Origin of the sequence: Ruegeria spongiae, assembly GCF_023502395.1 — a bacterium.
Classification (GTDB): domain Bacteria; phylum Pseudomonadota; class Alphaproteobacteria; order Rhodobacterales; family Rhodobacteraceae; genus Ruegeria_C; species Ruegeria_C spongiae.
Window position 1 is genome coordinate 216,791 of sequence record NZ_JAMFMB010000004.1, and the last position, 12,513, is coordinate 229,303.

At 60.3% G+C, this 12,513-nt stretch carries 13 protein-coding genes; 10 read left to right on the forward strand and 3 right to left on the reverse strand.

The genetic code is table 11. The features are described 5' to 3' along the window. Window positions 1-2 precede the first annotated feature (2 nt). The gene (gene ettA, locus M3P21_RS05365; protein ID WP_249707475.1) at window positions 3-1,658 is read right to left on the reverse strand and encodes an energy-dependent translational throttle protein EttA; all 1,656 of its coding nucleotides are present in this window, start codon (window positions 1,656-1,658) and stop codon (window positions 3-5) included. A 139-nt stretch (window positions 1,659-1,797) separates the two neighbouring features. On the opposite strand from ettA, the gene M3P21_RS05370 reads away from it, so the two are divergent. Further along, window positions 1,798-2,424 (forward strand): nicotinate-nucleotide adenylyltransferase, encoded by a 627-nt coding sequence (locus M3P21_RS05370; protein ID WP_249707476.1) that lies wholly within the window; start codon window positions 1,798-1,800, stop codon window positions 2,422-2,424. 80 nt (window positions 2,425-2,504) lie between these two features. Continuing rightward, window positions 2,505-3,980, forward strand: coding sequence for a D-alanyl-D-alanine carboxypeptidase/D-alanyl-D-alanine endopeptidase (gene dacB, locus M3P21_RS05375; protein WP_249707477.1), 1,476 nt, complete (start codon window positions 2,505-2,507; stop codon window positions 3,978-3,980). Between the two features lie 3 nt (window positions 3,981-3,983). Here dacB and M3P21_RS05380 read toward each other — a convergent pair whose 3' ends face one another. Next, window positions 3,984-4,406: a tellurite resistance TerB family protein gene (locus M3P21_RS05380; RefSeq protein WP_249707478.1), complete on the reverse strand. Its 423-nt coding sequence runs from the start codon at window positions 4,404-4,406 to the stop codon at window positions 3,984-3,986. A gap of 254 nt (window positions 4,407-4,660) precedes the next feature. On the opposite strand from M3P21_RS05380, the gene M3P21_RS05385 reads away from it, so the two are divergent. The 3 genes from M3P21_RS05385 (at window position 4,661) to M3P21_RS05395 (ending at window position 9,120) form a co-directional block, all read left to right on the forward strand. Then, window positions 4,661-6,235, forward strand: a complete 1,575-nt coding sequence (locus M3P21_RS05385) for a lysine--tRNA ligase (RefSeq protein ID WP_249707479.1) — start codon at window positions 4,661-4,663, stop codon at window positions 6,233-6,235. A 57-nt stretch (window positions 6,236-6,292) separates the two neighbouring features. Further along, window positions 6,293-6,700, forward strand: coding sequence for a DUF4864 domain-containing protein (locus tag M3P21_RS05390; RefSeq protein ID WP_249707480.1), 408 nt, complete (start codon window positions 6,293-6,295; stop codon window positions 6,698-6,700). Window positions 6,701-6,825: 125 nt separating this feature from the next. Continuing rightward, on the forward strand, window positions 6,826-9,120 hold the full coding sequence (locus M3P21_RS05395; protein ID WP_249707482.1) for a glycosyl hydrolase family 28-related protein: 2,295 nt from the start codon (window positions 6,826-6,828) through the stop codon (window positions 9,118-9,120). A gap of 42 nt (window positions 9,121-9,162) precedes the next feature. Here M3P21_RS05395 and M3P21_RS05400 read toward each other — a convergent pair whose 3' ends face one another. Next, window positions 9,163-9,837, reverse strand: coding sequence for a hypothetical protein (locus M3P21_RS05400; RefSeq protein WP_249707484.1), 675 nt, complete (start codon window positions 9,835-9,837; stop codon window positions 9,163-9,165). A 134-nt stretch (window positions 9,838-9,971) separates the two neighbouring features. Between M3P21_RS05400 and parA the strand changes: the two genes are divergently transcribed. The 5 genes from parA (at window position 9,972) to M3P21_RS05425 (ending at window position 12,147) form a co-directional block, all read left to right on the forward strand. Then, window positions 9,972-10,604, forward strand: a complete 633-nt coding sequence (parA, locus tag M3P21_RS05405) for a ParA family partition ATPase (RefSeq protein WP_249707486.1) — start codon at window positions 9,972-9,974, stop codon at window positions 10,602-10,604. 29 nt (window positions 10,605-10,633) lie between these two features. Continuing rightward, window positions 10,634-10,954, forward strand: a complete 321-nt coding sequence (locus tag M3P21_RS05410) for an antibiotic biosynthesis monooxygenase family protein (RefSeq protein ID WP_249707488.1) — start codon at window positions 10,634-10,636, stop codon at window positions 10,952-10,954. A 68-nt stretch (window positions 10,955-11,022) separates the two neighbouring features. Next, entirely contained in the window at window positions 11,023-11,430 is a 408-nt protein-coding gene (locus M3P21_RS05415; protein WP_249707490.1) for a universal stress protein, read from the forward strand. Window positions 11,431-11,500: 70 nt separating this feature from the next. Then, complete coding sequence (locus M3P21_RS05420; RefSeq protein ID WP_249707492.1) at window positions 11,501-11,812, forward strand: DUF5665 domain-containing protein; 312 nt, start codon at window positions 11,501-11,503, stop codon at window positions 11,810-11,812. Between the two features lie 152 nt (window positions 11,813-11,964). Next, a complete protein-coding gene (locus M3P21_RS05425; protein ID WP_249707494.1) occupies window positions 11,965-12,147 on the forward strand; it encodes a hypothetical protein in 183 nt (60 codons plus the stop codon). The last annotated feature ends 366 nt before the right edge of the window (window positions 12,148-12,513 follow it).

The window sequence follows — 12,513 nt, forward strand, 5'->3', positions numbered from 1 at the left end:
AATCACCTCACAAACTTTTTGTGCTTCAACCGCTTGGGCTCCAGCGCGTCCGGGCCAAGGCGGCGTTTCTTGTCCTCTTCGTAGTCTTCGAAGTTGCCCTCGAACCATTCCACATGGGCGTCGCCTTCGAAGGCGAGGATGTGTGTGCAGATGCGGTCGAGGAAGAAGCGGTCGTGCGAGATGACCACGGCGCAGCCGGCGAAATCGACCAGGGCGTCTTCCAGCGCGCGCAGGGTTTCGACGTCGAGGTCGTTGGTGGGTTCGTCGAGCAGCAGCACGTTGCCGCCCTCTTTCAGCAGACGCGCCATGTGGACGCGGTTGCGTTCACCACCCGACAGCAGCGAGACCTTTTTCTGCTGGTCGCCACCCTTGAAGTTGAAGGACGAGCAATAGGCGCGGGAATTGACCTGCGCGTCGCCCAGTTGGATGATCTCGGCGCCGCCGGTGATCGCCTCCCACACGGTGTCATTGTCGGCCAGATCGTCGCGCGACTGGTCCACGTAGGACAGATGCACCGTATCACCCAGCGAGATGGCGCCCGCGTCGGGCTGTTCCTGACCGGTGAGCATCTTGAAGAGCGTCGATTTGCCGGCACCGTTGGGGCCGATCACGCCGACGATGCCGCCGGGGGGCAGGGCGAAATCCAGCCCTTCGATCAGTTGCTTATCGCCCATGTGTTTGGACAGGCCCTCGACCTCGATCACCTTGCCGCCAAGGCGTTGGCCGTTGGGAATGACGATCTGGGCGCGGGTGAGTTTTTCGCGTTCCGACTGACTTGCCAGATCGTTATAGGCGTTGATCCGCGCCTTGGATTTGGCTTGGCGGGCTTTCTGGCCCTGACGCATCCAGTCCAATTCGCGTTGCAGGGTTTTCTGCTTGGACTTGTCCTCGCGGGCTTCCTGCTCCAGCCGCTTGGCCTTCTGTTCCAGCCAGGCGGAGTAGTTGCCTTCGTAGGGGATGCCGCGACCGCGGTCGAGTTCGAGGATCCAGCCGGTGATGCTGTCCAGGAAATAGCGGTCGTGGGTGACGATCAGGATGGTGCCCTTGTAGTCGATCAGGTGCTGTTGCAGCCAGGCGATGGTTTCGGCGTCCAGGTGGTTGGTCGGTTCATCGAGCAGCAGCATGTCGGGGGCTTGCAGCAGCAGTTTGCACAGCGCGACCCGGCGTTTCTCACCGCCCGAAAGGTTGGCGATATTGGCATCGTCGGGGGGGCAGCGCAGGGCCTCCATCGAGACGTCGATTTGGCTGTCGAGGTCCCAGAGGTTCTCGGCGTCGATCTTGTCCTGCAGTGCGGCCATCTCCTCGGCGGTCTCATCCGAGTAGTTCATCGCCAGCTCATTATAGCGGTCGAGGATGTCTTTCTTGGCTTTCACGCCCAGCATCACATTTTCGCGTACGGAAAGGCTTTCGTCCAGCTGCGGCTCCTGCGGGAGGTAGCCAACCTTGGCGCCTTCGGCGGCCCAGGCCTCGCCGGTGAAATCCTTGTCGAGGCCCGCCATGATCTTCATAAGGGTCGATTTACCCGCGCCGTTGACGCCGACGACACCGATCTTCACGCCGGGCAGGAAGGACAGGTGGATGTTTTCAAAGCATTTCTTGCCACCGGGGTAGGTCTTGGAAACACCCTGCATGTGGTAGACATATTGATAGGCGGCCATTTGATGTCCTTTGAGGCGGAGAAGTCAGGTTGGGCGGTGTGATAGCGAAGCCGCGCGGGCGGGGCAAGCTGGCGAATGGTGATTGGCAGGCGGGGCTGCCGATTGACATGGGCGGGAAACTCTGGGCAGAGCAAAAACCATGAAACACGCGTTTCCACAGGTCGGGGCCGGGCAGATCGTCGGGCTGTTCGGAGGGTCGTTCGACCCGCCGCACCGCGGCCATGTCCATGTCACGCTTGAGGCGATGAAGGCTTTTGGTCTGGACCGGGTGTGGTGGCTGGTCTCGCCGGGCAATCCTTTGAAGGAGCGCGGGCCGGCCCCGATGGCACAGCGCATGGCGGCGGCGCAGGCGATGATGCGGCATCCCCGGGTCGAGGTCACGGATATCGAGGCGCGGCTGGGCACGCGGGCCACGGCGGACACCATCCGGCGGCTGCGAGCGCTGTATCCACAGGTGCGGTTTGTGTGGCTGATGGGCGCGGACAATCTGGCGCAATTCCATCAATGGCAGGACTGGCGCTACATCATGGATGTCGTGCCCATAGGGGTGGTCGCGCGCCCCGGTGAACGCATCTCGGCCCGGATGTCGCCTGCGGCGCGGACCTATCGCAAATGGCGGCTGGACGGGCAGGCGCGGCACCTGTTGGGTCAGGCGCAGGCTCCCGCCTGGTGTTTCGTCAATGCGCCGATGATCGACCTCAGTTCCACCGGGCTGCGGGCTCAGGGCGAGTGGATCGCGCAAGAGGCGAGCTTATCTGGCCGATAGCGGCGTCAAGTTGCAACATTAAATTGTAAAACTGCAATTGTCCGGTTGCCCCGGGATTCAGGCATCGGTTTTATACCGGCATGAGATATCACGTTTCCAGACGCGCCTTTTTGGGCGGTGCGGCCTCCCTGGCTTTGGGTGGACCTGCGCTGGCTGCTGCACCGCAGACCTCTCTAAGGCCCCAGGCGCGGGTCAAGCGCAGTGCGGCAGAGCGTGTTATCGCTGCTTCGGGGCTGTCGGGCGAAGTGGCCTATGCGGTGGGTGATGCCTCGACCGGGGAAATACTTGAGACGGTCGGGGGCGAGGTGGGGTTGCCGCCTGCCAGTGTGGCCAAGGCGCTGACCGCACTTTACGCGATGGCGGCGCTGGGGCCGGACCACCGCTATGAGACGCGGCTGATTGCGGATGGCCGGATCGAGGACGGGGTGCTGCATGGCAACCTGATCCTTGCGGGAGGGAGCGATCCGACTCTGGATACCGAAGCACTTGCCCAGATGGCCAAACAGTTGCGGGAATCCGGCCTGCGCGAGGTGCGCGGCGTCTTCAAGGTCTATAACGGCGCGTTGCCGCACACGCGCAGTATCGATCCCGACCAGCCGGACCATCTGGGCTATAGCCCGGCGGTTTCGGGGATCGCGCTGAATTACAATCGGGTGCATTTCGAGTGGAAACGCGGTCTGAAAGGATACGCGGTGACCATGGATGCCCGGACCAAGAATTACAGACCGCAGGTCAGCATGGCCCGGATGCAGGTCGTGAACCGGCGGATGCCGGTCTATACCTACGAAGAAGCCGCGCGGCTCGACAAATGGACAGTCGCCAGCCAGGCACTTGGCAATGGTGGGGCGCGGTGGCTGCCGGTACGCAAACCGGCGCATTACGCGGGCGATGTGTTTCAGACCCTGGCGCGGGTAAACGGCATTGTGCTGGGCAAGGTCAATGTCACGCAAGCCCGGACCGGTGGCGCCATTCTGGTGCGCCATGAAAGTAAACCGCTAGTGGATATCCTGCGCGGCATGCTGAAATACTCAAACAACCTGACCGCCGAGATGGTCGGGATGAGCGCAACCAGCGCCCTTTACGGGCGTCCCGCCTCCCTGCCTGCCTCGGCAAAATCCATGAGTGAATGGGCGGCAGAGACCTACGGGATGCAAAACACGCTAATGGTCGATCACTCCGGGCTTGGCGATGGCTCGCGTATGGCCCCAGAGGATCTGGTGCGCGCGCTTGTTGCTGCACAGAAGGTCGATGAGTTGCAGCCTCTGCTGAAACGGTTTGCGATGCGCGATTCCGAGGGCCGTGAGAATCGCGCGCATCCGATCCGGGTGGCGGCGAAGACCGGTACGCTCAATTTCGTATCCGCGCTGGGCGGCTATGCCACCGGGGCGGACGGGCGCGATCTGGCCTTCGCCATCTTTACCGCTGATATGGAAAAACGCGGCAAGATCGCCCGCGCCGACCGGGAAGTGCCGCCGGGCGCGCGGGCATGGAACCGTCGGTCGCGCCGGTTGCAGCAGAAGCTGATCGAACGTTGGAGTGCGCTCTATGGGAGTTGAAGCTCAGACCGTGTGGCGTGCGCGGGCACCGCGTTCGATCGCGGCGGCATGCAGGCGCTCGACGTTTAGCTCGTAGCGGATTTCTTCCAGCAGGCGCAGTTCGGTATCAGCCAGCGACCCGTCAGCGGCGGCCACGTCGCAGGCCAGCGCATAGGCGGTTTCGTTCAGCCGCTCGGGCAGGTTGTCGCGGATCAGGCCAAAGAGCGCATCCAGCCCGTCCTCTTGTTCGAACAGGTCGAACACGGTCTGTGACATGAATTTGATGCGGTCGATGTCATAATCGGCAAAGACCGGCAGCATGTTCACGGCAGCCTGAATCTTGACCAGTTCCGCCGTGCGGATGTTTTCGTCCGACGCGGACACGGCCACCATGATCGCCACGAGGCAATCCTGTGGCGTCATCGGGTGGGGGGCTTGTTGGGTCATATTTGGTGTGTCCTGCCGGGTTGTTATGTATTGCGCAAGATACGGAGCGTTCGAGGCGGGTTCAACAGGCGTGCGTCAATTTCCCCTTGGGCGCAGGGGTGTCAGGGTTTCGGGTTTTAGCGGAGCGTTTCCGAAGTTTGTAGCCGCAGGGGCGATTGACTCATGCTGCATCCGCACAATAGGAGAGGCCGGGTCGGCTGCATGGGGCAGTCCGGCGTTGCGGGCCTCTATGGCCCACCCCGATGGAGACCGATATGTCTGAACTGCGTGAAACCGCTCTTGCGTCCAAGGCCTGGCCTTTTGAAGAGGCGCGCCGGGTGCTTAAACGCTATCAGAAGGCACCTCCGGAGAAGGGCTATGTCTTGTTCGAGACTGGCTATGGTCCCTCGGGTCTGCCGCATATCGGAACCTTTGGCGAGGTGGCACGCACCACGATGGTGCGTCGGGCCTTTGAGGTGATCAGTGACATCCCGACCAAGCTGATCTGCTTTTCGGATGATCTGGACGGGCTGCGCAAGGTGCCCAGCAACGTGCCCAATCAGGAGTTGATGACAGAGTCGCTGCAAAAACCACTGACTTCGGTGCCCGACCCGTTTGGCACCCATGACAGCTTTGGTGCCCATAACAACGCGATGCTGCGCCGATTCCTGGACACGTTCGGGTTCGAGTATGAGTTTATCAGCTCGACCGAGTTTTATGGCTCGGGCCAGTTCGACGAGGTCCTGCGGCGCTGTGTCGAACGTTATGACGAGATCATGGCAGTGATGCTGAAAAGCCTGCGTGAGGAGCGCCAGCAGACCTATTCGATTTTCCTGCCGATCCATCCCGAGACGGGGCGGGTTCTGTATGTGCCGATGAAGTCGGTCGATGCTGAGGATGGCACGATCACCTTTGATGACGAGGACGGGCGCGAATGGACGCTGCCGGTCACGGGGGGTAATGTGAAACTGCAATGGAAGCCCGATTTTGGCGCGCGCTGGGCAGCGCTTGGCGTCGATTTCGAGATGTTCGGCAAGGACCATTCGACCAATGCCAACATCTATGGGCGCATTTGCCAGATCCTCGGGACCAAAGCGCCCGAGAATTACACCTATGAGCTGTTTCTGGATGATCAGGGGCACAAGATATCGAAGTCTTCGGGCAACGGTGTCTCGATCGATGAATGGCTGACCTATGCCAGCGCCGAGAGCCTGTCCTATTTCATGTATCAGAAGCCCAAGACCGCCAAGCGGATGTATTTCGACGTGATCCCCAAAGCGATGGATGAATATCACCAGCAACTGCGGGCCTATCCCGGTCAGGACTTGAAGGCCAAGCTGAACAACCCGGTGTTTCACATTCACGGCCATAATGTGCCTGCCTCGACGATGATCGTGCCGTTTGGGATGCTTTTGAACCTGGCCTCGGTTTCCGGGGCTGAGGACAAGGACGCCTTGTGGGGCTTTATCCGGCGCTATGCGCCTGAGGCCAGCGCCGAGAGCCATCCCGATCTGGATCAGGCAGCCGGGTTTGCGGTGCGTTATTTCAACGATTTCGTGAAACCGACCCGCACGTTTCGGTCCCCGACGGATCAGGAAAGCGAAGCGTTGGAAGCGTTGCGGGTCGAGTTGGTGGCCTATGACGGCCCGATCGAGGATGAGGCGTTGCAATCGGTGGTCTATGCGGTCGGGCGCGACCGGTTCGATCCGCTGCGCAGCTGGTTCACGGCACTGTACGAAGTGCTGTTGGGCGCAAGTCAGGGGCCGCGGTTCGGTGGGTTCATCGCACTTTACGGGGTGCAGGAAACCATTGAGCTGATCGACAAAGGGCTCGCGGGCGAGCTGCTCTGAACCTTTGACGTTTTTGCAGGCTGGGCTACCTCTCTGATCTGAATCAGAGAGGTTACCATGCGCCATTTGATACTTTGTCTTGCCCTTGCCCTTGGTCTGGGCCTGTCGCTGTCGGCGCGGGCGCAGAACAACGAGATCGAAGCCAATATCCGGGCCCAGATCGACGCGCTTAAGGCGGACGATTTTGTCACGGCGTTCAGTTTTGCCAGCCCCTCGATCCAGCGCATGTTCGGCACTCCGGAGAATTTTGGCGCGATGGTAAGGAGCGGCTATCCGATGGTCTGGCGGCCAGCGGAAGTACGGTTTCTGGAGCTGCGCGAGGTTTCCGGGCAGCTATGGCAGAAAGTGATGATCACCGACGCGGCGGGTCATGTGCATGTTCTGGACTACCAGATGGTTGAGGTTGAAAACGGCTGGAAGATCAACGGTGTACATCTCCTCGACGCGCCGGGTTCCGCAGTGTGATGCAACACCACCGTGACGGTGCGCTAAGCTAGGCTTGACCGATCCCGATTATCCCTTTGAGCAACCGGGCTGTGTCCCGGATTGGATTTGCTGTGCGCGCAGGCGCGTTTGGGAAAGGGATCGGGATGAACAAGGCAATCACGGACGGGATCGTATTCATGCCTCCGGTATTCAGCGCCGGGCTGAATGTCTGGTCGAGCGGAGACGGCAGGCCGGGTTCGGCAACGTATGCGAATGCGCCGAATGCGGCCTTTGTGCCCGCTGACGCTGATTTTGGCGGATGTCTTGAGATGCAGAAGACAACCGCGACGCAGAAGCTGCGCTATATGGGGCAGACACCATTGCTGCCGGGTTGCTATCTGCGTGTGCGTGCGCGTGTGAAGGCGATTTCGGGGTCTTTGCCCATTGTGCGCATTGCCGGTTGGGCCGGTGGCGCGGGTGAGGTGCAGGTAACAGGTGTTCCTACCAGAGGGCCCGCAGTGGCGCTGACGAGTTATGGCGAGGTTGTCGAGGTCTCGGCGATTGTTGGCACCGGGTATCGAGACGGCGTCGACCTGCCCTGGGGAAGCGCCGCCATTTTCGGGCACTTCGGGCTCAATCTGGAAGGGGCAAATGGTGGTATTGTCCGGATTGACGATATCGAGATCGAAGATGTCACCAGCTTTTTCTTGCGCGACATGATCAATGTGGTCGATGTTCGTGATTTCGGTGCAGTAGGTAACGGGGTCAAGAACAACACAGCTGCCTTTGCGGCAGCGGACGCGGCGGCGAATGGACGGCGCATTTTGGTGCCCGAGGGTGTGTATCATCTTGCCGGTTCGTTGGCGCTGTCCTCGGAGGTTGAGTTCGCGGGCACGGTGACGATGCCGACGTCTCAGACTCTGGTGCTGACCAAAAATTTCGATCTGCCCAGCTATATCGCAGCCTTTGGCAACGAGGAACTGGCGTTTCGCAAGGCGTTTCAGGCGTTGCTGAACAATGCCGATCACGAATCGTTGGACATGGGTGGGCGCAAGGTTTCAGTCACCGGTCCGATCGACATGCAGGGGGCGGTGCCGAACCGCAGCAGCTATGCCACGCGCCGCGTCATTCGCAACGGGCAGTTCGATGCGCAGCCCAGTTCGGCCTGGGATACCCAGACCTTTGTGTCGCAATGCACCTATGATCCCTCGTCTGACAGCCGCAAGCTGCGAAATGTCGCCAATATCGCAAATATTCCGGTCGGGGCGTTGGTTGCCGGAAATGGCGTTGGACGCGAGGTTTATGTGCGATCCAAGAATGTGGGCGCGGGTGAGATCACACTGAATGCGCCGCTTTTTGATGCGGCGGGCACTCAGAACTTCACCTTCAAGGCGTTCAAATACCTGCTGGACTTCAGCGGCTTCAGCCAGTTGTCGAAATTCGGCATGCAGGGGATCGAATTTCAGTGCAACAGCAGGTGCAGCGCGATCCGGTTGGCACCCAGTGGCATCATCTTCAACGTCAGCGATTCCTTCATATCGCGACCCAAGGACCGCGGTGTCACCTCGATCGGGGGGGGGTGTCAGGGCATGCTGATCGACCAGTGTCAGTTCCTGTCATCGGAAGATGCGCTGAACGTGGCGGGTCGAAAATCAATCGCACTGAATGTCAATGCCAATGACGTCAAGCTCCGCAACAATCGCGCCACGCGGTTTCGACATTTCGCGTTTCTCGGGGGCTCGAACCACATCGTGTTGGGCAATCACTTCTTTCAGGGTGATGGGGTTCAGAACGGTACCCGCACCGCTGGCCTGGTGCTTGCCAATACCTATGTCAGCACCAGCATCGTCGGAAACTACGTCGATAACTGCTATATCGAATGGACCAACGAGCGGGATGCGACGCCGGATTACAATTCTGAGTTTTCGTTCAGCGCGCTGAGCATCACGGACAACGTGTTCCTGTCGGGCGATGTGGCGCCCTGGTTCAGTTATATCGTGGTCAAACCGCACGGTGTCGGGCATTTCCTGAACGGGGTAACCGTCACCGGCAACAAGTTCCGCAGCACCAACGGGGCGATCGATCGGGTCGAACGGGTCGATACCAGCTTTGCTGGTTTCGATTACAGCCGCTTCAAGGACGTCCAGTTCAACAGCAACTCCTTTCATGCGATCGAATATCAGGTGGCCAACCCGATCCGGGTGCGGCACACCCAGTCGAGCGATGCCAAGACCTGGACCGTCGACCCCGGTGAGAAGCTGCCATTCGGGGCAAGGGCTCGCGCTGTCGATGCGGTCGTTCCGATCGGTGCGGTGGTCAACTGGACCGGGGCGGTGAACCACGGAATGCCTTATGTGGTGTTGGAGCGCGGCTCGGGTCGCAACAAGGTGGATGTGGTTTGGCAAACCGCCGTGCGCGGCACCGCCGATGTTCTGTTGCGTATCGACAAGGACAAGTGAGTTCAGGGGTCGGGCGGCGCCGTCATGGCGCTACCCGACCGCTCAGAAGTCCCGCCAGAAGCCAAACTTGAGCCCGAACCCGTCGGGATGCGCAGAGCGGCGTTCGACCCCGATCAGCCAGCGCATCCCCTTTTTGCCGCGAAGAAGCAGGGCAGGGGTGACGGTCCAGTAAAGCACATCGTCGCGGACATGGGCGGTTTCGATTTGCAGCAGCGGATTCACAAAGCGGTCAGCCGACATCCCCAAAGTAAGGTCGAATTTGCTGATCTGCTGGTCAATACCCGTCCGGTATTCCAGAGCGGCATCTGCCGCGATCCATCCCGGCCCCAGCCCGGTGACTACATTGCGGCCATAGCTGAGCGTGATCTTGTGCATTGCTGCCGTCTGCCCCAAAGTGTGATGCGCGCCGGTGCCGAGTTCGATTGCGAACCGGTTACGCCAGTTTGGCGGTGAGAGGGGCAGGCGGGCAAAAGCGAAGGCATGACCGCTGTTGGCCGCCCGGTCGTTGATATCGAGACCCAGTGTAAGACGGTTCAGCAGCCCGTATTCGGCATAGATCGCGCTGCGATATTCCACCACTTCGCCCGGCCGGTACCCTGTCGTCGTCGCGGACAGAAAGCCGCCACCTTTTTCCTGCAGCCACGCGCCAGCCACCCCCGGTGTAGCGCCACCCAGGACCATCAGCAAAATCAGCAGGGATCGGACCGTCAGCACCATCTGACGAGAAACTTCGTAAACCTTGGTTAACGAGAGGTTATCGTCAGGCTATCGGCGCACTATCCGTGACGTTTTGTGCATTGCCCTGTATCGGCTGATCGCTAAGCTGACCCTCAGCATCTATGGGAGGGCGCATGGGCCAGGTCATCACAATCGCGCAGCAAAAAGGGGGCTCGGGCAAGACCACCATGGCCGTCAACCTTGCCGTTGCCTTCGCGCGTGCAGGCAAGTCCGTGGCCCTGATGGATACCGACCCGCAAGGATCTGCCGGGCGCTGGTTCATGACCCGCGTGGAAGACGGCGAAGACCCGGGGGTGGAGTTTTCGACCGCCTCAGCCTGGGGCGTCACCTATGAAGTGCGCAAACTGGCCGATTCCCACGACATCGTCATCATCGACACGCCGCCCAAGGCCGACAGCGATCTGCGCCCGGCTCTGCGTGCCTGCGATCTGGTTCTGGTGCCGGTGGCGACCTCGCATCTGGATCTGTGGGCAGTCGAAACCATCCTCGACCTGGCCGATCGCGAGAGAAAACCCGCGATGATGGTAATGACCCGCGCCCGCCCGGGCACGCGACTGGGCGTCGATGTGACTGAGAAAGCCAGCGAACTGGCGGCGGATGTCGCCGATGAGGCGCTGGCAAACCGGGTGGTTTATGCTGAAACTCTGGGCAAGGGCAGCACAGTTCTGGAGGCGCCAAAGGGCCCCGCGCATCAGGAAGTCACTGGATTGATGCAGGAAATCGAGCGCAGGCTGGAAAAGCTGTGATAGGCTGAGCATCAGCTAGGGAGGGCCCAATGCCAACAATCTCGAAATCCGCGACGGTCCAGACCGTCATCACGACCTTTGAAATGACGCCCGGCACCTGCCAGGACCTGCTTGAGGCACTGACCGAGGCTTATGCCGAATTCATCTCGAAGCAACCCGGCTTTGTCGCGGCTGGCCTGCATGTGAATGATGCGCAGACCCGGATCGCCAATTACTCGCAATGGGAAAAGCGCGAGGATTTCCTTGCCATGCTGCGCACGCCGGAGATGCGCGAGCGCAACCGCAACATCCACCAGTTCTGCAAGAGCTTCGAGCCGGTGATGTATGATGTGGCCGAAACCTTCGGCTGATCTGATGTGAGTCAAGGCCTCGGGCACGGGAATGTCCCAACATGATGCGGACCAAAGGAGGGCCCGTCATGTATCACAACATTCTCGTCCCGATCGCGTTCGAGGCAGAGCGCGACGTGTCCGGCTCGCTCAAACTGGCGCAATTGCTGGCGACACCCGATGCCCGGATCACATTGCTGCATGTGGTGGAGCATATCCCGGCCTATGCGATCAGCTATATCCCCTCGGATTATCTGGCCGAAATGCATAAGGGGCTGAAAGCCGATCTTGACGCGAAGGCCGCCGAACTGCCCAACGCCAGCGGTGTGCTGATCGAAGGCCATGCGGGCCGGTCGATTCTGGACTGGGCCGACGAACACCACCCCGATCTGATCATTATCGCCTCGCACCGGCCCGAGCTACAGGACCTGCTGCTGGGCTCGACCGCCGCCAAGATCGTGCGCCATGCGCGCTGCGCCGCGCATGTGGTGCGCTGATAGCGATTGCGCACCCACCCGTTTGGCGACAGATTGAGCGCAAAGCAGGCAGCCGAACGGGAGGGCGCGCATGGCCGATGGCGTTGAACAGGAACTGCGCGCGCTGCGTGAAGAGATTGCCCGATTCAACGCGCATCGTTTCGTACAGGTCCAGAACTCGCTTGGCCGGTTGTTGCTTCAGGCACTACTGCGCGGGATGGCGGTCGGCCTGGGCACGGTGATCGGGGCGTCGATCCTGGTCTCGGTCGTGGTCTATGTTCTCAGCCAGATCGACTTCGTGCCGGTGATCGGGGATTGGGCCAAAGAGATCGCCGAAGAGATCAAGGTGCCGACTGGCGAGGCTGCCTCGGACGGCACGACCAGCGCCCCCGCAAACGACTGATATTTTTTTGCACCGGCCTGCCGGATTGTTAAGGATCGGGCGACAATTATTAAGATTTCGACGAACTGTGCTCCAGTTCACAGACGGCTTTTTACTGCTCTGGATATCCTGCCCTTGTTATTTATCCAAATTTTCAGTGAGGGGGCCTCGCCATGCATTCCACCAAACGCTCGCCCGCCCCGGGTCGACGGAGTTCGCATTTCTGTACGCAGGACGACCCGGCCACATTTTTCGGCCGGACCTGGCATTTTTTGCTGCGCTGCTTTGCCATGCAGCATCGCGTGGACCAGCAAAACAGCCGCCAGGACACGCCGACACGGCAGCGGCTGCAATAACGCATTTCGGGAAGCGGCCAACATGTTCCCGATCGCCAATGCCCTTTAGCGCGCGGTGCGTCGGGGCGTTGGCGGTTTCGCGTTTTCCGAAACGCTTGGCCGTCACAGGCCGTTGGATCTGCGCATCAAGGACCGACCCGACAGGCTTGACGGTCCATCCTTCCTCCAAATTCTGACCCAACACTGCCGCTTGGGTTCGTGGCACCCGCCCTTTGGTTGGCCGTTCTCAATCAGGATTGGTCAGCCTCTTTTACCCGAGGGCGGAACTGTTGCGTATTTTGTGGTGATTGTTTTTCATATTCTGGGATTCTCCTTCTTTGGGTTGTGTGAGTCGTGTTTGATGTTTGGTTTGAGGGGCGTCCGGGT

Coding starts and splice junctions, on each gene's coding strand:
- M3P21_RS05385 (WP_249707479.1), top strand. CDS start 4,661: ATGTCTGAACTGCGTGAAACCGCTCTTGCGTCCAAGGCCTGGCCTTTT.
- M3P21_RS05415 (WP_249707490.1), top strand. CDS start 11,023: ATGTATCACAACATTCTCGTCCCGATCGCGTTCGAGGCAGAGCGCGAC.
- M3P21_RS05380 (WP_249707478.1), bottom strand. CDS start 4,406: ATGACCCAACAAGCCCCCCACCCGATGACGCCACAGGATTGCCTCGTG.
- M3P21_RS05420 (WP_249707492.1), top strand. CDS start 11,501: ATGGCCGATGGCGTTGAACAGGAACTGCGCGCGCTGCGTGAAGAGATT.
- M3P21_RS05410 (WP_249707488.1), top strand. CDS start 10,634: ATGCCAACAATCTCGAAATCCGCGACGGTCCAGACCGTCATCACGACC.
- M3P21_RS05425 (WP_249707494.1), top strand. CDS start 11,965: ATGCATTCCACCAAACGCTCGCCCGCCCCGGGTCGACGGAGTTCGCAT.
- dacB (WP_249707477.1), top strand. CDS start 2,505: ATGAGATATCACGTTTCCAGACGCGCCTTTTTGGGCGGTGCGGCCTCC.
- M3P21_RS05395 (WP_249707482.1), top strand. CDS start 6,826: ATGAACAAGGCAATCACGGACGGGATCGTATTCATGCCTCCGGTATTC.
- ettA (WP_249707475.1), bottom strand. CDS start 1,658: ATGGCCGCCTATCAATATGTCTACCACATGCAGGGTGTTTCCAAGACC.
- M3P21_RS05390 (WP_249707480.1), top strand. CDS start 6,293: ATGCGCCATTTGATACTTTGTCTTGCCCTTGCCCTTGGTCTGGGCCTG.
- M3P21_RS05370 (WP_249707476.1), top strand. CDS start 1,798: ATGAAACACGCGTTTCCACAGGTCGGGGCCGGGCAGATCGTCGGGCTG.
- M3P21_RS05400 (WP_249707484.1), bottom strand. CDS start 9,837: ATGGTGCTGACGGTCCGATCCCTGCTGATTTTGCTGATGGTCCTGGGT.
- parA (WP_249707486.1), top strand. CDS start 9,972: ATGGGCCAGGTCATCACAATCGCGCAGCAAAAAGGGGGCTCGGGCAAG.